This window comes from Clostridium felsineum DSM 794 (assembly GCF_002006355.2).
Taxonomy (GTDB): Bacteria; Bacillota; Clostridia; order Clostridiales; family Clostridiaceae; genus Clostridium_S; species Clostridium_S felsineum.
This window is the reverse complement of sequence record NZ_CP096981.1, coordinates 253,793-272,369: the sequence shown is the minus strand read 5'-3', so window position 1 is coordinate 272,369 and position 18,577 is coordinate 253,793. Positions and strand designations below refer to the sequence as shown.

Below are 18,577 nucleotides of genomic sequence, written 5' to 3'. Positions count from 1 at the left end.
TATATTTATAAAATAAAATAAAAAGTGAAGGGATAGTTTATGAAAAAAAGAATTTATAAAAAGTTAATATTAATGACTATAATAATATTTTTTTGCGGATTCCTTTCTTTTAATAGTACTGATTTGAAAGCAGATACCAATAATAATAAAAATGATACAAATATAACTGTAATAGCACACAGGGGAATTTATTTTAATGAACCTGAAAACTCTCTTAAGGCTATTGAAGACTCTATAAAACATAAGGTTGATTATGTTGAAATTGATGTTCAAGAGACAAGTGATGGCGTTGTGGTTTTGATGCATGATAAAAGCCTAAGGAGATTAACTGGAGTAAATAAGACAGTTGATGAATTGAGTTACAGACAAGTTGAAGAATTAAATATATCTAGAAATATTTTCAATAAAAAAGAAATAACTAGAATTCCAACCTTAAATGATGTTATACAAAAATGTAACAACAAAGTTAAATTAATTATAGAAATTAAGCCCTACGGAAATACCGAAGATTTAACAAATAAGGTTGTAGAAATTATAAGACAAAATAATTTTGAAAAGAAGTGTTTAGTACATTCATTAAGTTATAATATTTTATGTAATGTAAAGAGAATAGATCCTGAAATAAGGATAGGCTATATAATGTGTAGACCAGTAAGAGATATATCATTATTTGATGTGGATTTTTATAGTGTTAGAAGCACATGTGCAACAAAAGGATTAGTAAATATAATTCATAGAGAAAACAAGCAGATATTTGTGTGGACGGTAGATAATCAATATGGAATGCAGAGAGTAATAAAGTTGAAGGCAGATGGTATAATAACAGATCGTCCTAGTATTCTTATAAACAAAAGAATCTCTAGTCATTCAAAGGTAAAAAAGCTTTAATTGAACTAACGTATATATTCTATTATATACGTTAGTTTTATTTTAATTTATATTATGCTTCATAACTCTGTACTCTGTTAAAGTTAATATAATCATTATAATGTCAAATGCACTTAAAATTATTAGAGGAATAGAGTATTTAATAGCACATCTATACAGCTGATAAAATATGAACAGCATAAGAAAAAATATAGTGATTGGATAAGCCCAAAGCTTTTTCTTCCAAAGCATTACTACTAAAAATACTTTTAATACACCGTGGAAAATTAAATAGAATACTCCAAAGACTTTGACGTTTAGTGAAAAGTTTGCTGCAAAGGTTATAGCGTAATTTGCAATATAGTCCTTTGGATCTTCTGATAGTTCATGCTGGGTTAATATAGCTATTATTTTATTTAAGCTAATTGGTGTTAAAAATATTAAAAATATGCTGCCTAGTAGTTCTAAAAGTCCATCAGCTCCCTTAATTAATAAACCCAATTTAAAGCCTTTATGGAGCATACTAAATTTCTTTTTTTTAAGAAAAGAATTATTTATATTATTATAGAACATTATAGTTTTCTCCTTGATAGATATAACGCACTAAAATTTTTATATTGTAGAGTTAAAGTGTTTTGGCTAAAGAAGATTAAATGCAGAATTTTTTATGAGTTAGAATGCAATTGAATTTATGCGTTATATATATGGTATTTAGTTAGTATTACACTGTTTCAATATTTATATTACAAATTAAACTATCAATATGTTCATTAATTAAACCATAGCATCATAATGACTTATATGGTATAATTTGTTAGTACAATTGTATAAAGTTGAATGTGGGCTACTGGTATCACCTATCCCTTAAAGGGAGGTGATGCGTATGAGTAATGATGTTTTAGCATTGCTATTTCAAGGCGGATTGTTCTTAATATCACTGCTAACTTTAATAGTGTTACTTATAGAAAAAATCTCAAAAAAATAGTAGCCCCACCGCAATTGGTTGCTACTATTTTTTATTTACTATTAAATAGTGATATCTGTTGCCTAAACAACTGAATTGTACACAAAAGGGTGTTACAGCACCCTTTTGTTATTTTTTGTATTTCTTATTTATATTATATCAAACTTCAAGTAAAATAAACACACATTTCTTAAAATTTAATTTATTTGATATAAACTTTAACTGGAGAAAAATTTACATATGGTATATTTTCGTAATTAAGCTGACTTATAACGAAATATAGTTTTTTGACTTTTTTATAATAACAGCTTTGGAAGGAGACGGTTACTGTTTTATTTTTATAATCATAAGAAAAGTTTGCAGGAGAAAGCTTGTATATATTGCCAATATCATCTTTAAAAAAAGGTAGAGTTTTATAGTTTGTAGTATTAGTTCCTATTCCCCAAGCTTGTGATTTACTGATTTTATTTATACCTAGTTTAATGTTCATATCCATGTGTGTAGGATATATTCTTAGGTAATTTATGATGCAATCTGTATTGTTAGCAGAAAATTTAATGTTATTATATTCCTTTGGCTTTTCACTATTTTTTTGTAGAGTCAAGGGTATATTCCAAGCACCATCTATACTACTAGTGTTATTTTTTATAGTTGAAACCTTTAAGATTATATTTTTAGGAATTCTTTTGTTAGTGTTGTTTAAAGAAATTAATTCCATAGATCCGTAGGTTTCACTTTTTGCTTTAGAATAATTTAGGGAAGTTACTACTGCTTTATAGCCATTATCAGAACTCACAAAAGAAATTTCTTTATTATTTTCTAAAATAGTAGGTTTAATTTTAGATTTGAAGTTTTTACTATCAAAAATCACTTTTCCTTTGGGAGCCTCTAAAGTAAAATTAGATAACAGAAGTTTCTTATTATTGCTTTTTAAGGTATAAAGTATGAAGACATCTTTATTATCACCAATTGTTTTATTAATAGTTAAGGTTATATTTTTATCTGAAGATGATAAATTAACAGAGGGGGAGGTATTTTCTTTTATTTTGGTCATGAGGTTTTTATCATAATGAAAATTAAGAGCTTTTTCTAAGGAGGATAATAGGGGTAAGTTATTTAAGCTGTTGGCAAAAAAGGTGTTAAAATTAATTCCCAATGTAAACAAAATAAATAAGACAGATATGCTGGATAAAAGCTTACTTAAATGAACTAATTTTTTATGTTTCTTTGCTTTTATTATAGCATTATCAATGGTGAAGTCTAGTTTACTTGAAGATGGTATGTTTTCAAAATCTTTTTTATAAGTATTCATATCAAATCCTCCTTTAATTCAATTTTTAGCTTTTTAAGGGCTCTAGAAAGATATACCTTTATAGTGCCTTCAGGTCTCTTTAATACTGTTGAAATTTCCTTTATGGTCATATCTTCAAAGAATTTTAAAATGATTATATTCTTGTAATTTATGTTAAGACAGTCTATAGCTTTATATAAATCTACTCTTTCCGCTATAGTGGAGCAAAATTTTTCATCTACAATTTTAAATTTTTCGTAATCGTCAATATAACGAAGCCTTTTTTTCTTCTTTAAAGTATCCGAAGCAGTATTAATTAAAATTCTCATTATCCAAGTATTAAAAAATTCAGGTTCTTTAAGTTTTTTTATATTTAAATAGGCTTTATAAACCGTATCACTTAAAATATCTAGTGCTTCTTCTTCATTTTTTACGTACAAATAGGCTGTTTTATATAATTTTTCTTTATTAAGCTTTATTAAAGTAGAGAAGGCAGAATCATCACCACTTTGAGCATTTTTTATTGTTTTTTTTAAATCAAGCATTTTTTCACCTCGCATATATAATATAAAGTTTACATTAAATTAGACGGTTAAAATATCAATATAGTTACAAAAAAGTAAAAAGACTAGAGCATATATTGAAAATATACTCTAGTTTTTAACTAATAGCTTATATTGCAATTAATTAAAGTGTTTTTTAAATCACCTGTAGGTTTTTTGATAGTATTTCGCACTATATTTTCTAGATTCTTATCTTTAAAAATAATAGTACTATCATTTTTCAGGAGGTGTTTTGCCATTTTGCATTGGATTCTTGACTTTCATATTGTTTGGGCTGTTTTTCGCAGTCATTTTTTAGCATAATAATTTTTTTAAGTTTTCACTTTGATTTCTCCACTTCCTTTGTTACATATTTTACGGTATGAGGGTATGAGATAAATATGTGTAGAAAGTGTTAAAAAATGTAAAACATATTAAGTTAGTTTGGGGTAGTAGAGTTTTTTACAGAAGCTATAATAAAAGAAATAATAGGAATTATGACTATAAATAATAGAGCGTATATGGGATAAATGTTTAAACCAACATTTGCTTCATCCGAGGAAGAGTCAAATATGGTTATTGATAATATAGAGCTTATTATAGTAACAGGGATTACTAAAGGTTTATAGCTAGTTAATTTAAAGCATTTAGTTATGGAAATTACGGTAGCATAAGTGAAAAAACATATTTTTAAGAAAAGGGTAGCTAGTAAAAATATGGCTGTAAGTATTTCAACCCTACTAAAAACATTTCCAACATTTATGAGGCTTGCAATTTGATAGGCTGGTTGAACTTGTATGTGGCCTATATTCCCTAAAACAAGTGTATTTCTAATTAAAATAAATAGAAGGTATATATATGCTAGAGAAAAACCCATTAAAGCACTTTTTTTTAGTTTTGTTTGGTCATTAAGATTTGGAAAGATCATCATAAATACAAAAACTTCACCAAGAAGAGTACAAATCATAGAATTAGTACCTTGAATAAGCTGACCCCAATTTAACTGAAAAGCAGGGAGGATATTGTAAAAATGTATCTGATCTACAAGAAAAATGGTTACAATTAAAGCCATTAAGAAGGTTAATATTGAAAAAATGCAGGATATCCTTGCAATTACTTCTATTCCTTTTCCTAAAGTATATATACATAAAATGGATAGTGGTATAATAAAAGGAGTAATATTAGAGTTTCTTCCCATGTAAGTTGAGAAGAAATCTCCTACAGATCTATAGTTTGAAGGAATAATAAACCAGAAATAAAATATGTATGATAAAGATATTACGGTACCTAAAAATCTTCCATAAAGCTTGAAAAATATTTCTATTACAGTTTTTTTAGGAAATTTATTATATAGCGATATATAGATAATCAATAAAAAAAATACAATTATAAAACTAGAGAGTGAGACTACCCAAATATCCTGTTTTGTGGATTCAATCATAAAAGCTGTATTAAAGGTAGAAGCTTGAATAAGAGAAACAAAAAGAAACATTAATTGCTTACTAGAAAGCATACTTTTTTCATTAAACATATATATCACTGCCTTTAGTTTATAATTTAATTAAAAAATTAGTTTGAACTAAAATTTTTCTTTACAGAAGCTATAATAAAAGAAATAATAGGAATTATCACTATAAATAAAAGAGCAAATATAGGGTAAGTAGTTAGACCAGCCATAGATTCTTCTGAGGGTGATTTAAACATTGTTATTGATAGTATAGAGCTTAGTATGGTAATAGGAATTACTAAAGGTTTATAGCTAGTTAGTTTAAAACACTGAGCTATAGAAACTACTGCTGCATAGGTAAAAAAACAAATTTTCAAAAAAAGATTAGCTAATAAAAACATAGCTGTAAATATTTCAACCCTGTTCAAGGCTTCACCAATATTTATAAGTCCTGCAATTTGATAAGCGGGTTGAACTTGTATATTACCTATATTTCCTAAAACAAGTACGTTTCTTATTAAAATAAATACAAAGTATAAATAGGCTATACTAAAGCCCAATAAAGCACTTTTTTTTAATTTTGTTTGATCATTAAGGTTTGGAAAGATTAAAAGAAATACGACAATCTCCCCAATAGGAATAGAAACCATAACATTAGTACCCTGAATAAACTGACCCCAATTCAATTGAAAGACTGGAAAAAAGTTGGAAAAATTTATTTTATCCATAACAAGAATAGTTATAAGTAAAGCTGTTAATAAGGTTATTATGGAAAAGATGCAGGATATTTTTACAAGTACTTCTATTCCTTTTCTTAAGGTATATATACATAAAATCGCAGTGGGAATAATAAAAGGGGTAATATCAGAGTTTTGCATCATATAAGTTGAAAAAAAGTCAGCTATAAATCTATAATTTGAAGGGATAATAAACCAAAAATAAAATATATACAAAAATGAAATTATGAAGCCTAAAATATTTCCATACAGCTTAGGAAATATTTCAATTATAGTTTTTCCGGGGAATCTATTACATAATGATACATAAATAGTCAGTAAAAAAAATATGATTATAAAGCCAGATAAAGAAACTATCCAGGTGTCTTGTTTTGTAGTTGTACTTATATATACTACTGTAAAAGTAGAAGCTTGAATAAGAGAAAAAAATAGAAGCATTAATTGTTTACTAGAAATCATACTTTTTTCATTAAACATGGGTATCACTGCCTTTTATTTGTAATTTAAGTGTAGAACATCTTTTACTAAAAAGTTAATTAAAGCTAAAGGATTAGGAACTGGTAAATCAAAAAAGTATAGTATGCCAAAAACTAAAGCTATAAGCATTAAACTTAAAAAAACAATAAGATCCTTGTAGTAAGCATTTTTATATAGAGTTGGTGCTTCATATATTGTTATGACAATACAAACAGCCGAAAATAAAATAACCATAATATTTCCTCACTTTATTATTTAGACATAATAGGCTTACTAATTCTACCATTTCTCCTTAATTTACAATTAACATCTACGTCAACCTTAAGTTCCTTAAAAGTCTTATTCCAATGAGGCTCTATTTCTTTAAAGTATTTAGGATATTTTCTGTAGATGGTATCACCAAAGCCAAATATATCTGAATTTAAATCTTTTGATTTTAAAATAGCAGTTTCTATTTGATTTTTTATAGTTTCTTCTTCTTTTTTTTCAATAATTGTATATGTATCAGGTGTTGCTAAATTTTCAGATGAATTTTGTTCTAGTAAATTACCTTCCTGCTTTACTTTGATTTGCATAGTTATTTTATTATCTTTAAGTTTAGCACTAATCTTTCCTTTTGCTTTTATAGTTTCTATATCAATTGTTCCTTTAGAGTTAGGTAAATTTACAGTTACAATACCGGTTTTTACCTTATTAAGCGCCCAAAGTAGTCCCCTAGTCTCCTGACTATTTAAAGAACCAATCATTTGATCTTTTTTAAAAACTGCAGTTTTAGAAAGACGTAAAGTTGGTTTAGCTTTATTACCATTTGTAGAAATTTCAATTATAGGTATAATAGGAGATGTGGTTTTACTCATAATCCTTTCTGTAAAATCTTTTAAATTAATATTTGGAATATCAGAAACTTCTTTTTGCTCAGCTAATAATTCTGATATATTTCTTCCTTGAGTATCCTCCATGTTTGGCGGCACATTTAGTATATTTTTTACATCTCCTTTAGCAATTAAAAGCCAAACAAGTAAACGGGTTTCTCTAAATCTCATAAAAAAGTCTAAATACTTTGCTATGCCATCTTTAGCAGCACTTTCACCAAATACTATTACTTGATTATGAGAAAAAAATAATTGTCTATCCAATTTACGATTAAAGGTGCTTATAATTCTTCCTAGACTATTACCAGTCTCAGTTAAAATAAGAGTAGATACACTAGAGGAAGGTGTACCTCCACCGCCTGAAGGACTACTTTTGCCGCTTGATAATTTTGCTGTTTCAATACTCATCTCTATGTCATTACAATCCTTTACCTTATCAATTCCAACACAGAGAACTATACCTAATTTATTTAATTCTCTAGAATCTATGCAAGAAGCTAAATTTAAAACAAGCAATATACATGAAATTAATTTGAAAAATTTTTTTGTACTATTTTTCATAATTTTCACCTCCTGAATTTTGCTTAGAAGGTTTTTCTGGTTTATTGCCATTTTTTCTTCTTTTTAAGTTATGCCAACCTATAACTCTTGGTCGTGTTATCATAGACCATAAAGGAAATCTTACAAAGGTATCCTTTAAGTCTCTAGGAGTGACTGGTGCAAATGGGGATAGATAAGGAGCACCAAAGGATCTTAAGGAAACAAGGTGTACTAAAATAGCTAAAATACCAATACCAACTCCATATATACCTAAGAATGCGCCTAAAAAAAGTAATAGTAATCTTAATATAGAAGTAACATCTATATAAGAAGGCACAACGAAACTAGCTATAGCGGTAAGAGCTACAACAACAACCATAATACCACCGACAAGACCAGCAGCTACAGCAGCTTCGCCTATAACTAAGGCACCTACAATGCTGACCGCCTGACCTACGTTACGAGGAAGTCTTACACCTGCTTCTCTTAATATTTCAAAAGCAATCATCATAAGTAGGGCTTCTAAAAAAGCAGGAAAAGGAACTCCTTCGTGACTTGAAGCCATGGTAAATAGTAGAGTAGTTGGAATAAGTTCTTGATGAAAGGTAGATAAAACAACATAGGTTACTGGAGCAAGTATACTAAGTGAAAAAGAAATGAATCTTAAAAGTCTTATAAAGCTAGCATAAAAAGGTCTAGAATAATAATCTTCAGAGCTTTGGAAGCCTTCTAGAAATAGCAAAGGTACAGTAAGAACAAAGGGAGTTCCATCAATTAAAATTGCAATTCTTCCTTCAAGTATTTTTGCAGCAATTATATCTGGTTTTTCAGAGTTACCAACAGTAGGGAAAATAGAGAAAGGCTCATCTTCTATAAATTGTTCAATGTATCCTGATTCTAGTATACTGTCAGTATTTATTCTATTAAGCCGAGTATGTACTTCATCTATGAGTTTTTGGTTTACAACCCCCTTTAAATATACTATACATATATCAGTATCAGTTTGTTTACCAATTCTCATGTTCTCAAAGGTGAGATTTGGATTTTTGATTTTTCGTCTTATCAAAGTCATATTCGTACTTAAGGTTTCACAGAAGGCTTCTCTTGGCCCTCTAACAACAGCATCTGTCTTTGCTTCTTGTATTCCTCTAGATTCCCAGCCCTGAGTTTCTACTATGAGTGCTTTAGTTGATCCATCTAAAAGAAAAATTGTATTTCCAGATAGACAAGAGGCTATTAACTCATTTATGTTATCATTTTCTTTCACATCTCCTACAGATATTAATCTATCCTTCAATATGTCTAAAATTTTGTTTGATATATTGTTTTCTAAAGAGTTTATTTTGTCACTGTACATAAAAGAATTCATAATGGTTTCATTTATAGTCTTTTTTTCAGTCATTCCCTTTAAAAAGATTAAAGCTGCATTAAAGTGCATTTTTGAACCAAATGAAAATTCACGGTAAATTATATCACTGCTTAACCCCATAATGTTTTTAAGTGTATTTATATTTTTTGTAAGATTTGAGGAGAGTTTAAGTTCATTTTTCTCAAAAGTTGGATTAGAATTGTTGTTATTCTTTTTATAGTTTTTATTTTGTAGAAATCTAAATTTTTTATTTAAGTAACTAAACAAAGTTATTTCACCAACCTTTATTTATACTATTTATCCTTTTTAGTATTTAATTTCTTTGAGGCTTTTTTAAATTCTGGATTATCATATTTAACTTTAAAAAGGTAGAGAAAAATTTCATATATTAAAACTAAAAATAAAATTATAGAAAAAGACCAAGTGACTATTACCATTAAAGTGGGGTAAAAACCACGTCCTTTAATGAAAGCTTTAAAAATTTTTATTAAATGAATAAAGGTAAACCACATTTAAAATTCCGCTCTTTTCTTTTTAATAATGTAAATAAGTAACAACATAGGAGGAAAAACACAAGGATACATCACCTGAAAGTATCTCGAATCAAAAGGAAACATCCATTGGTGGTAAGCAAAGCTAGGTTCAAAATAAATTGAAAAAAACAGCATAAATATTCCAGTAGGAATTAATAGCATTTTAGAATTTTTCATATTAAATAATGAACTTATAACTACTGTAATTGAGTTTAAAAATACAGACATCTTAAAAAAACCTCCTATAAAAATAATAATTACACCTATAACATCCAGATGTGTTATTATACCGCCTATATTAATTACTCTTATAGTTTCAAGTAACGGAATGGTGGAGGAAGAAGTATAATTTACACCAAGTACAGCAATATTAAGAATAGTTGATGAACAAAGTAAAAGTCCAGATAAAAGTACTGCTTCAAGTGTAACTTTTCTTACAATTTTTTTATCATTCATATAGTGCCAATAAAGCAAAAATACAGCTATTTCTCCGGAAGGAAACCACATTAATTGGGGCAATGTACCAATTATGGGTTTAAACCCATTAGCAAGTATTGGAGTTATATTTTTTAAGTTGAATTGATGAGATATAGATACAAGTACTATAAGTGAAACCAAAAAAAATATAATTAATGGGAGCACTAACTGAGAAGTACGAGCTAAAACTTCAAAGCCTTTTGAGAGAGTATATACACTAAGGGCTAAGAAGGAAATTAAAATAATCCATAATGAGGCATGTGGCAAAGCTTGAATTATTATTAGTTCTGCGAATTCTCTTAAATTACGACCGCAAACCCATATGTAACTCATTAAATAAAGAGTACAAAGAATAAAGCCTAATTTTTTCCCTAATATAATAAGTATTATTTCTACAAGGTTTTTGGTCGGAAATACACTTTGAAGTTCAGTAATAATCCAGATGGTTACTGTACCAACTAAAAGTGATAATAAAATAGCAATCCAAGCATCTTCCTTGGCTTCAATACCTAATTCAAAAAGTGGAGTGCTTCCAACTTCAAATATAAACATAAGTGCGAAAAATTCTCTTTTACTTAGTTGAATCATAACACATACCTCTTTTACTTATATTACATAAGTGTTTTATAATTATTAAGTAATAAAAATAGATTAACCTATATGAAGAAAATTATTCTAAAGGATATAAAAGTTAAGAAGTTATATCTTAGATCTTTTACTTTTTATAAAATAAATAAGTAAAAGCAGTGTAGGATAAATAGTACAATAAGGTAGACAAAAATATCTTGCATCAAATGGAAATAGCCATTGATGATAAGCATAACTTGGTTCAAAATATATAGAAAAGAACAACATAAATATACCAGATAGTACTAAAGTTAACTTAAAGTTATTTATTTTAAACACTGAATTTACAGTTAAAGCAAGTGAATTTAAGTAAATGCATATTTTGAAAAATCCACCCAAAATAAGAAAAGGTATACCAAGAATATCAATACGGCTTAATACTTCAACCACATTAATAACCCTAAGAGTTTCTACTAAGGGGATTGTTGCAAGGGAGGTGTATTTAACGCCAAGTTCTGATATGGTCACAATAGTTGAGATACAGAGGAGAAAACCGGAGGAAATAAGAGCTTTGAAGGTAGTTATTCTTACGGCTTGCTTATCATTTAAATAATGCCAGTATAATAAGAGAACAAATACTTCACCAAATGGAAACCACATAACTCCAGGTAAGGATTTAAGTATGGGGGTGATGCCGTTACCTAAAATAGGCAATAAATTTTTCATATGTGTATCACTGAAAAAAATAATTATTATAAACATTGAAATTAAAAAAATTATAGTAATTGGAACTATTAACTCAGATAATCGTGATAAGGTTTCAAAGCCTTTAAATAGAGTGTATAAGGTAAGTAATATATATGAAAGTATTATAATCCACAAATGAACATGTGGTAGAGAAATTAGTACTATTAATTCACTAAATTCTCTAAGATTACGACCACATGCCCAAATAAAAACCATAGCATATGATATACAAAGGGGTATACCTATTTTTTTCCCAAGTATAATATTGATTATTTCAATAAGGTTCTTATCAGGAAATATATAAAAAAGCTCTGTTGATATATATGCCATAACTAAACCAATTAATAGCGAAAGGAGGATTACTATCCATGCATCTTGCTCAGCCTCTATACCTAAAGCAAATAGTGGAGTGCTTCCAACTTGGAATATAAAGGTTAAGGTGAAAAGCTGATGTTTAGTTAAACGTACCATAGTATCTACTCCTTTTTTTATTTATATGAAGCTAGATATATTGTAACCTGTTAATTTTAAATTTATTATTTTCAAGTATTAACATAAAATATTTATTATTGTAACAGTATTGTCATATAATAAAAGTACAATATTTAGTGTAGTAATTGTTTTAAATTTTTTAAATATAAATCAGCCCATTATATAGTAGTGTGATGGCTGATTTTTTTTGTATAGTTTTATAAAGTTAACAAGCCTGTTATATTTTTCATATAAATTACGATTATGTATACTAGGAAAATACATAATTAAAGTTTATAGAGAAGAAGGTGAAATTATGGGCATAAATTCTATAAAAAAGGTAGAACCATGTAATAGAGCGTTTAATTCTAAGAAAAAAAACAAATCAAGAGATGAATTCATTAAAAAGCTAAAAAATAGTGTTACTGGGGTAGATGATCATATAGTAATGGAAATAGATAATGAACCCTTTGAAGATAGAGAAGAAGATCTTAAATTGTACAATGCATTAAAAAAGTATGATTTTAATTTTAAGGATCATTCCTTTAGGTGGGCAAAGGAAAATTGTAAGTTAATAGCATTTCCACCTATTACAGTACCAGGTCATTTAAGAGGTAAATTTAAAGATTATATAAATGATTTAGATATAAAAGAAAAGGAAAAAAGAGATGTTGGTTTTTCAATAACCGTCAAGTATGCCTTATATATTAAAGAAAATCCAAAGGATATTATAAAAAGTTATACTGTGAGAGGTATGAAAAATTTAGTTGCTAATTTATTAATATATAATGAAAAGTATAAAAAATTTAATGAAAAGCTTTCTATAATAAAGTATGAGAATACAAAGCTGGTATTAAATAAGCTGCTGAAATATATTAATACTAAGTACTAATTATATATTAACTCTTATAAACTCATTTTTTAACATGATAGTCCAAAAGAGAGTATAAATAAAACTAATTTACAAATAATATTTTTATACTTTAATTTTGGAGGAAGCGTTATGATAGATGAATTCCTAGACATTTTATTAGGGAAACCTTTGGCAAACGAGCAAAGTTCTAATGAGAAGTTTAATATTCCCTTCGGGCTAGCAATAATGGCAAGTGATGCTATTTCATCAGTAGCCTATGCAGCAGAAGAAATTTTAATAGTTTTAATAGCGGTAGTTGGTATTAAGGCATATACTTGGCTTAGTATAACAGCATTAATGATAATTGGTTTGCTTACAATTTTAACTATATCATATTTGCAGATAATAAAGGCTTATCCCCATGGTGGAGGAGCTTATGTAGTTGCAAAAGAAAATATAGGTACCTCAGCAGGACTTGTAGCTGGTGCAGCTCTTTTAATCGATTATATTTTAACAGTAGCAGTTAGTGCAAGTGCAGGTGGGGCAGCTATTTTGTCTGCTTTTCCAGAGTTCATAAGATATAAAGTACCAATAGTTATAATATTTATTATAGTGTTAACTATTTTAAATTTAAGAGGAATAAGTGAATCCTCAAAGATTTTTAGTTTGCCTACATACGTTTTTATAATAAGTATGATTTTTATGATTATTTTGGGTATATTTAAATACGTATTTTTAAAGGAAGCAGCACCTCCAGTAAATGCAGCTGTTTTAAAGCAAACAGGAGACATTACAATTTTACTTATTTTAAGGGCATTTTCACAAGGCTGTTCTGCCTTAACTGGAATAGAGGCTGTAAGTAACTCTGTTCCAAATTTTAAAGAACCAAGTCAAAGAAATGCCAAGATTGTTATGATTTTATTGTCTGTTACAATCTTTTTTATATTTGGAGGCTCAACAATTTTGGCTAATATTTACCGTGCAGTACCCGGGGAGAATGTAACGGTACTTGCACAAATTGCTCAAGGGGTTTTTGGAAAAAGCTTTATGTTTTACTTGATTCAAGTTGTAACTGCTATAATACTTTTAATGGCATGCAATACTGCATTTACTGGTTTTCCTATGCTTATGTTTGTGGTGGCAAATGATGGTTTTGCACCAAGACAATTTACCCACAGAGGAAAAAGGCTTAGTTTATCTATAGGTATTGGTTCTTTATCACTAATTGCAGGACTTTTGGTTATAGTATTTAATGCAAATACACATCATCTTTTGCCACTTTATTCTGTAGGTGTTTTTATGTCATTTACCTTGGCACAAACGGGCATGGTAATTTGTTGGAGAAGAAACAGCAGTGAAAAGAACTGGAGGATAAGGGCCTTAATAAATGGTTTAGGAGCAGTTGTTACAACTATAACCACAGCCATAATAGCATATGAAAAGTTTAAAGAGGGAGCTTGGATAGTAATAGTTTTAATTCCTATTTTAGTATTTATAATGCTTTCAATTAAAAGACATTACAATATTGTAGCTGAGCAGCTGCGGGTACAACTAGAGAATTATAAAGATACCTTTAAAAAGGGAAAGTTCAAACATATCGCAGTAGTACCTATAGCAAGTTTAAATAAAGCATCCTTAGGTGCACTTCAATATGCAAAGGGAATAACAGATGATGTAATTGCATTAAACATATCTATAAATAAAGAACAAATGGAGAAATTAAAGATTGCTTGGCAAGAATTAGATACAGACATAGTTTTGGTAAGTAAATATTCGCAGTATAGGCATGTGGTAACGCCATTATTAGAATATATAGATCAGATTTCTGCTAAGGCCAAGGCAGATGAAAAGATAACAGTAGTACTTCCTCAATTTATAACGCACAAATGGTGGGGAAAGTTACTTCACAATAATACAGGATTTTTTTTAAGAGAGAGTATGCTTGGAAATAAAAACGTAATTGTATCAACCTATCCATATCATTTAGAGGATGATGAGTGAGATTTTAATATTTCTCACTCATTTTTTTGTGAAAGTGACAAAATAAAATCATTTATCATTAAATTAAAGCTATCTTCTAAATCTACTTTGTTTTGAAAGTATCCAAGAGAACTTAAGGAAACAAAACCATGCAGCAGACTTCTTAAAAATCGGCTCTTATGTATTAGGGTTTCTTCGTCTTTTATGTAAAAGGATAAAATTTGAAGAATGAAATTATTAGTTTCTTTAGCTAAATGAGTAACTTTCTCATTTTCTGTACTTTTAGTACTTAAGAAAAGTCTATAGCCTGTTTTATTTTCCATAGCGAAGTTTCTATAAGTATAGGCGAAGGTTTTGACTGCTGTTTCACCACTTTTTCCAACCAAGCACTGCATAAGCTTAAGGTTTAGCGAATTTAAAAGAGATATAGTCATTTCAGATTTAAGTTCAGTAACGTTAGCGAAATGATTATATAAAGAAGGATATTTTATATCTAATTTTTCTGCCAGCTTTTGAAAGGTAACATTATTAAGGCCAATTTCATCAGCTAATGAAAAAGTAACTTGAATGATTTTTTCTTTGGTTAAATTTCGTTTTTTCACTTTTAGCCTCACTCCTTGTAATTCAATAAAAATATCTTAACATTATAAATGAAATTTTACAAACTATAGTCTATAGTTTACAAACTATAAAATGTAGTTTATACTATGATATGTTGAGAAAGAAGGATTAATATATGAAAATGTGGAAAAGAAATTTAATAGTATGCTGGTTTGGAATGTTTATAACAAATATAGGGATGAGCCAAATTGCACCAGTACTGCCACTTTATATAAGGCATCTTGGAGTTCATAATTCTGCTCTTGTTGAAGAGTTTTCAGGAATTGCTTTTGGCATTACTTTTATAATATCGGCTATTTTTTCTCCAATTTGGGGACAAGCTGCTGATAAATTTGGTAGAAAACCTATGCTGCTTAGGGCAAGCCTTGGTATGGGTATTGTTATATTTAGTATGGGTTTCGCATCGAATGTATATGTACTTATAGGCTTAAGGCTTTTACAGGGTGTTATAACAGGCTACAGTACAGCCTGCACTACATTAATAGCCACACAAACAGATAAAGAACACGCAGGGTTTGCATTGGGTACACTTTCAACAGCAAGTATTGCAGGCTCATTACTTGGACCAACTATTGGTGGCTTTATTGAGGAAGTTTTTGGAACACAAAATGTATTTTACATAACGGGGATGCTGCTTATAATTGTATTTATTGCAACTATGATATTTGTAAAGGAAAAATTTGTTCGTTCAAATGAAAAAATTTCTACAACTAAGGAGGTATGGAATAGTGTTCCAGAAAAGAGCTTAACAATAACTGTACTTGTAACGTTTTTTATATTGACCTTAGCCTTATATTCTATAGAACCAATAATGACAGAGTATGTTTCTAAAATATCAACAAATAATAATCATGTTGCATTAATGGCAGGTATTGTATTTTCTGCATCAGGTTTAGCTAATATAATTGCCGCACCTAAATTAGGGAAGATATCTGATAAAATTGGTCCACATAAGGTTATATTAGTGGCACTAATTATTGCAGGTTTAGTATTTATACCTCAAGCTTTTGTTAAGAATCCTTGGCAATTGATGTTTCTTAGATTTTTATTAGGATTAGCATCTGGAGGGTTAACACCATCAGTTAATATATTGGTTAAAAAGATTACACCTAATGCTATAACAGGAAGGATATTTGGTTTTAGTATGTCAGCAGGGTATCTTGGTGTATTTGGGGGTTCAGTTTTAGGTGGTCAAGTGTCAGCACATTTAGGAATTAGGTATGTATTTTTTATTACAAGTGCATTACTTATTGTAAATGCAGTGTGGGTATATTTTAAAGTATATAAAAAGCTTAATTTAAAAAGTATATAAGGAGAGATAATTGTGAAAAATTTAAATATAGAGAAAACAGCTCTTGTAGTTATAGATTTACAGAAGGGAATTGTGGCAGGAGAGCATGAACCTTATACAGGTGAAAAAGTAGTTGAAAATGCAAGTAAGCTAATAGATGCGTTTATAGACAAAGGAGCTTTTGTAGTGCTTGTAAGGGTTTCCTCTGTAGATGGTAATGATATTTTAAAACCAAAGACGGATATAAAAGCTACACAAACTAATTTTGTAGAAGGCTGGGATAGCTATGTACCGGAAATAATGAATAATAAAAAGGTTCATACAATTACTAAAAGACAGTGGGGAGCATTTTTCGGTACTGATTTGGATTTGCAATTAAGGCGCCGAGATATAGAAACCATTGTGCTTTGTGGTATTTCTACAGGTATAGGTGTAGATACTACAGCAAGAGAGGCATTTCAGCTAGGCTATAATCAAATTTTTGTTTACGATGCAATGACTGCAAGATCAAAAGAGGAACATAATTATGTTTGTAAGCATATATTCCCTAGAATAGGAAAGATAAGAAGCTGTGAAGAAGTATTAGGCAAAATTATTTAAGGATTGGAGTAGTTAAAATGAAAATAGCAGTACCTAATAATGGAGATTTAGTAAATCAGCATTTTGGAAAAAGCAAAAGCTTTATTATTGCAACGATAGAAAATAATAAAATTGTAAGTACTGAACAGATCTCGTCAGAGCAATTTGTACATAATCATGAGGGATTAACTTGCCTTTTAACTAAATATAAAACAGATGTGGTTATAATAGGAGGTATAGGCTTAGGAGCATTGGAGTCACTTAAGCAAAATGGGCTTAAGGTAGTAAGAGGTGCTACTGGAAATTATATAAAAGCCATTGAAGAATATATTGATGAAAAGCTTCAGGATAAAAATATAGAATGCAAATATAATTAGGAGCCGATAATTATCTAAAAAAGTTTTAGTTATGAGTTGACCTTTGATTAATATTGAGCTATAATTTTTGTCAAATAAGAAGTTAATAATGGAAAAGTTTATAGAAGTTACTTTAATATTTTGTATTAGTAATGGATTAGAGGATTAGCTTCTATCCTTTATTAATTTATAAGGGGACTGGGTATAATGAAAAATAAAAAAGATGAACAGGTAGCAATTAACTTATTTGATACTTTTAAAAATTTGATTTCAGAAAAGAGTTTACAAGACGATAGATACTTAAGAATCCTAGAAATTTTAAATCGTGCAATTGAACGTGTTGCAAAAGGGAGTCAAACGCCACACTTAGAGGCACGATCAGTATTTCAAAATATTAGTACAATATGTTTTGTAGACAAAATAAAATTAACGTTAGAAGAAGCTGAGGACTTTAAGAAAATAGATAAGTTTTCACACTCAAAAGGAATTTGGGGAGAAATGAATACTTTAAATATTTCAAATATGTGGACTAGTAACTAATCTTAAGTATATACTAGAGAAATATTATGGCATTTTAGGAGGAGTTTCATGATAGATAATGCTAGGGAAATAGCAGAATTATTAAAGGTTTTGTCTAACGAAAATAGATTGATGATAGTTTGTCATCTTATTGATACATCAATGACGGTGTCTGAGCTTCATGAAAAAGTAAATACATTAACCCAATCAGCTTTATCACAGCATTTAGCATTGTTAAAAGCCCATGGAATACTAAAATCAGATAAGAAAGGGCTTTCAATAACTTATTCAATAAAAGATGCTAGAATAACAAAAGTCATTAAGGTTTTAAAAGAAAATTATTGTGATTTATAATGAATTTAAAGTACACAAACAGGGCAAACTGTGAGTGTGCTTTTTTATATATATTATCTAAATGAAAAAAATATTGACATGGGGAAGAAGTGATAGTATATTAGTATATAAGAAAATTCTAAT

Annotated in this window: 20 protein-coding genes; 9 read left to right on the top strand and 11 right to left on the bottom strand. The window is 28.7% G+C overall.

The genetic code is table 11. The features are described from left to right. Window positions 1-39 precede the first annotated feature (39 nt). A complete protein-coding gene (locus tag CLFE_RS23855; protein ID WP_077893001.1) occupies window positions 40-888 on the top strand; it encodes a glycerophosphodiester phosphodiesterase in 849 nt (282 codons plus the stop codon). A 42-nt stretch (window positions 889-930) separates the two neighbouring features. Here the strand turns inward: CLFE_RS23855 and CLFE_RS23850 are convergent, their stop codons facing one another. Then, window positions 931-1,440 carry a DUF2127 domain-containing protein gene (locus tag CLFE_RS23850; protein WP_077893002.1) on the bottom strand — a complete coding sequence of 170 codons (510 nt, stop codon included), beginning with the start codon at window positions 1,438-1,440 and terminating at the stop codon, window positions 931-933. Between the two features lie 310 nt (window positions 1,441-1,750). Between CLFE_RS23850 and CLFE_RS23845 the strand changes: the two genes are divergently transcribed. After that, the gene (locus CLFE_RS23845; protein ID WP_077852557.1) at window positions 1,751-1,852 is read left to right on the top strand and encodes a putative holin-like toxin; all 102 of its coding nucleotides are present in this window, start codon (window positions 1,751-1,753) and stop codon (window positions 1,850-1,852) included. Window positions 1,853-2,033: 181 nt separating this feature from the next. On the opposite strand, the gene CLFE_RS23840 is transcribed toward CLFE_RS23845, so the two are convergent. From CLFE_RS23840 to CLFE_RS23800, 9 genes are all read right to left on the bottom strand, one after another. Next, window positions 2,034-3,143: a DUF4179 domain-containing protein gene (locus CLFE_RS23840; RefSeq protein WP_077893003.1), complete on the bottom strand. Its 1,110-nt coding sequence runs from the start codon at window positions 3,141-3,143 to the stop codon at window positions 2,034-2,036. Continuing rightward, window positions 3,140-3,667 (bottom strand): sigma-70 family RNA polymerase sigma factor, encoded by a 528-nt coding sequence (locus tag CLFE_RS23835; RefSeq protein WP_077893004.1) that lies wholly within the window; start codon window positions 3,665-3,667, stop codon window positions 3,140-3,142. Before CLFE_RS23835 ends, CLFE_RS23840 begins: the two co-directional genes overlap by 4 nt. Before the next feature lie 436 nt (window positions 3,668-4,103). Then, a complete protein-coding gene (locus CLFE_RS23830) occupies window positions 4,104-5,195 on the bottom strand; it encodes a GerAB/ArcD/ProY family transporter (RefSeq protein ID WP_077893005.1) in 1,092 nt (363 codons plus the stop codon). 38 nt (window positions 5,196-5,233) lie between these two features. Next, window positions 5,234-6,325 (bottom strand): GerAB/ArcD/ProY family transporter, encoded by a 1,092-nt coding sequence (locus tag CLFE_RS23825; RefSeq protein ID WP_077893006.1) that lies wholly within the window; start codon window positions 6,323-6,325, stop codon window positions 5,234-5,236. A gap of 15 nt (window positions 6,326-6,340) precedes the next feature. Continuing rightward, window positions 6,341-6,559 (bottom strand): hypothetical protein, encoded by a 219-nt coding sequence (locus CLFE_RS23820; protein WP_077893007.1) that lies wholly within the window; start codon window positions 6,557-6,559, stop codon window positions 6,341-6,343. Between the two features lie 17 nt (window positions 6,560-6,576). Next, complete coding sequence (locus CLFE_RS23815) at window positions 6,577-7,758, bottom strand: Ger(x)C family spore germination protein (RefSeq protein WP_077893008.1); 1,182 nt, start codon at window positions 7,756-7,758, stop codon at window positions 6,577-6,579. Next, the gene (locus CLFE_RS23810) at window positions 7,748-9,373 is read right to left on the bottom strand and encodes a spore germination protein (RefSeq protein WP_077893009.1); all 1,626 of its coding nucleotides are present in this window, start codon (window positions 9,371-9,373) and stop codon (window positions 7,748-7,750) included. The genes CLFE_RS23815 and CLFE_RS23810 overlap by 11 nt, the downstream gene beginning before the upstream one ends. Before the next feature lie 245 nt (window positions 9,374-9,618). Then, window positions 9,619-10,704 carry a GerAB/ArcD/ProY family transporter gene (locus CLFE_RS23805; RefSeq protein ID WP_077893010.1) on the bottom strand — a complete coding sequence of 362 codons (1,086 nt, stop codon included), beginning with the start codon at window positions 10,702-10,704 and terminating at the stop codon, window positions 9,619-9,621. A 111-nt stretch (window positions 10,705-10,815) separates the two neighbouring features. Further along, window positions 10,816-11,901 (bottom strand): GerAB/ArcD/ProY family transporter, encoded by a 1,086-nt coding sequence (locus CLFE_RS23800; RefSeq protein ID WP_077893011.1) that lies wholly within the window; start codon window positions 11,899-11,901, stop codon window positions 10,816-10,818. A 316-nt stretch (window positions 11,902-12,217) separates the two neighbouring features. Between CLFE_RS23800 and CLFE_RS23795 the strand changes: the two genes are divergently transcribed. Next, window positions 12,218-12,793: a hypothetical protein gene (locus CLFE_RS23795; protein ID WP_077893012.1), complete on the top strand. Its 576-nt coding sequence runs from the start codon at window positions 12,218-12,220 to the stop codon at window positions 12,791-12,793. 111 nt (window positions 12,794-12,904) lie between these two features. Continuing rightward, the gene (locus tag CLFE_RS23790; RefSeq protein ID WP_077893013.1) at window positions 12,905-14,755 is read left to right on the top strand and encodes an APC family permease; all 1,851 of its coding nucleotides are present in this window, start codon (window positions 12,905-12,907) and stop codon (window positions 14,753-14,755) included. A 14-nt stretch (window positions 14,756-14,769) separates the two neighbouring features. On the opposite strand, the gene CLFE_RS23785 is transcribed toward CLFE_RS23790, so the two are convergent. After that, entirely contained in the window at window positions 14,770-15,336 is a 567-nt protein-coding gene (locus CLFE_RS23785; protein WP_077834754.1) for a TetR/AcrR family transcriptional regulator, read from the bottom strand. Between the two features lie 134 nt (window positions 15,337-15,470). Here CLFE_RS23785 and CLFE_RS23780 point away from each other — a divergent pair, with 134 nt between their 5' ends. The 5 genes from CLFE_RS23780 to CLFE_RS23760 all read left to right on the top strand — a co-directional run bounded on the left by CLFE_RS23780 (window position 15,471) and on the right by CLFE_RS23760 (window position 18,454). Next, complete coding sequence (locus tag CLFE_RS23780; protein ID WP_077834755.1) at window positions 15,471-16,667, top strand: multidrug efflux MFS transporter; 1,197 nt, start codon at window positions 15,471-15,473, stop codon at window positions 16,665-16,667. A gap of 12 nt (window positions 16,668-16,679) precedes the next feature. Continuing rightward, window positions 16,680-17,246, top strand: coding sequence for a hydrolase (locus tag CLFE_RS23775; protein WP_077893014.1), 567 nt, complete (start codon window positions 16,680-16,682; stop codon window positions 17,244-17,246). A gap of 17 nt (window positions 17,247-17,263) precedes the next feature. Further along, entirely contained in the window at window positions 17,264-17,602 is a 339-nt protein-coding gene (locus CLFE_RS23770; protein ID WP_077893015.1) for a NifB/NifX family molybdenum-iron cluster-binding protein, read from the top strand. A 186-nt stretch (window positions 17,603-17,788) separates the two neighbouring features. Beyond that, the gene (locus CLFE_RS23765; RefSeq protein ID WP_077893016.1) at window positions 17,789-18,121 is read left to right on the top strand and encodes a bacteriocin immunity protein; all 333 of its coding nucleotides are present in this window, start codon (window positions 17,789-17,791) and stop codon (window positions 18,119-18,121) included. 48 nt (window positions 18,122-18,169) lie between these two features. After that, window positions 18,170-18,454: an ArsR/SmtB family transcription factor gene (locus tag CLFE_RS23760; protein ID WP_077834759.1), complete on the top strand. Its 285-nt coding sequence runs from the start codon at window positions 18,170-18,172 to the stop codon at window positions 18,452-18,454. The last annotated feature ends 123 nt before the right edge of the window (window positions 18,455-18,577 follow it).

Bases quoted from the DNA above. Each gene is read 5' to 3' on its own strand.
- CLFE_RS23840 (WP_077893003.1), bottom strand. From the start codon at position 3,143: ATGAATACTTATAAAAAAGATTTTGAAAACATACCATCTTCAAGTAAA.
- CLFE_RS23820 (WP_077893007.1), bottom strand. From the start codon at position 6,559: ATGGTTATTTTATTTTCGGCTGTTTGTATTGTCATAACAATATATGAA.
- CLFE_RS23760 (WP_077834759.1), top strand. From the start codon at position 18,170: ATGATAGATAATGCTAGGGAAATAGCAGAATTATTAAAGGTTTTGTCT.
- CLFE_RS23850 (WP_077893002.1), bottom strand. From the start codon at position 1,440: ATGTTCTATAATAATATAAATAATTCTTTTCTTAAAAAAAAGAAATTT.
- CLFE_RS23835 (WP_077893004.1), bottom strand. From the start codon at position 3,667: ATGCTTGATTTAAAAAAAACAATAAAAAATGCTCAAAGTGGTGATGAT.
- CLFE_RS23815 (WP_077893008.1), bottom strand. From the start codon at position 7,758: ATGAAAAATAGTACAAAAAAATTTTTCAAATTAATTTCATGTATATTG.
- CLFE_RS23765 (WP_077893016.1), top strand. From the start codon at position 17,789: ATGAAAAATAAAAAAGATGAACAGGTAGCAATTAACTTATTTGATACT.
- CLFE_RS23845 (WP_077852557.1), top strand. From the start codon at position 1,751: ATGAGTAATGATGTTTTAGCATTGCTATTTCAAGGCGGATTGTTCTTA.
- CLFE_RS23830 (WP_077893005.1), bottom strand. From the start codon at position 5,195: ATGTTTAATGAAAAAAGTATGCTTTCTAGTAAGCAATTAATGTTTCTT.
- CLFE_RS23800 (WP_077893011.1), bottom strand. From the start codon at position 11,901: ATGGTACGTTTAACTAAACATCAGCTTTTCACCTTAACCTTTATATTC.
- CLFE_RS23795 (WP_077893012.1), top strand. From the start codon at position 12,218: ATGGGCATAAATTCTATAAAAAAGGTAGAACCATGTAATAGAGCGTTT.
- CLFE_RS23805 (WP_077893010.1), bottom strand. From the start codon at position 10,704: ATGATTCAACTAAGTAAAAGAGAATTTTTCGCACTTATGTTTATATTT.
- CLFE_RS23855 (WP_077893001.1), top strand. From the start codon at position 40: ATGAAAAAAAGAATTTATAAAAAGTTAATATTAATGACTATAATAATA.
- CLFE_RS23790 (WP_077893013.1), top strand. From the start codon at position 12,905: ATGATAGATGAATTCCTAGACATTTTATTAGGGAAACCTTTGGCAAAC.
- CLFE_RS23770 (WP_077893015.1), top strand. From the start codon at position 17,264: ATGAAAATAGCAGTACCTAATAATGGAGATTTAGTAAATCAGCATTTT.
- CLFE_RS23825 (WP_077893006.1), bottom strand. From the start codon at position 6,325: ATGTTTAATGAAAAAAGTATGATTTCTAGTAAACAATTAATGCTTCTA.
- CLFE_RS23780 (WP_077834755.1), top strand. From the start codon at position 15,471: ATGAAAATGTGGAAAAGAAATTTAATAGTATGCTGGTTTGGAATGTTT.